This window comes from Enterococcus mundtii (assembly GCF_002947535.1).
GTDB classification, from domain to species: Bacteria; Bacillota; Bacilli; order Lactobacillales; family Enterococcaceae; genus Enterococcus_B; species Enterococcus_B mundtii_B.
Map to the genome: position 1 here is coordinate 1 of NZ_PUAP01000072.1, position 463 is coordinate 463.

The 463-nt window shown below is 64.1% G+C and carries 1 protein-coding gene; it reads right to left on the reverse strand.

What is annotated here, in order from left to right; all coding sequences use genetic code 11:
• On the reverse strand, positions 1-463 hold a 463-nt coding region (locus CUS89_RS15830), incomplete at both ends, for a DUF4573 domain-containing protein (RefSeq protein ID WP_181055383.1).

The following is a 463-nucleotide window of genomic DNA, read 5'->3' on the forward strand; positions in this document are numbered from 1 at the left end:
CGGGATCGGTTTCGCCGCCTGTTCCTGGGTCTACCTCTGGCGTGCCAGTGCCTGGATCAGTCTCTCCGCCACCTGTTCCGGGATCGACTTCCGGCGTGCCAGTTCCGGGATCGGTTTCTCCACCTGTGCCTGGATCGACTTCTGGCGTTCCAGTGCCGGGATCGGTTTCGCCGCCTCCTGTGCCTGGGTCAACTTCTGGGGTACCTGTGCCGGGATCGGTCTCTCCTCCCCCTGTTCCTGGATCGACTTCTGGGGTGCCTGTGCCGGGATCGGTTTCGCCTCCTGTGCCTGGATCTACCTCTGGGGTGCCAGTGCCTGGATCTGTTTCTCCGCCTGTTCCGGGATCCACCTCTGGCGTGCCAGTGCCGGGATCAGTCTCTCCTCCACCTGTGCCTGGGTCGACTTCCGGCGTTCCTGTGCCTGGATCTGTTCCGCCGCCCGTTCCGGGATCTACCTCTGGCGT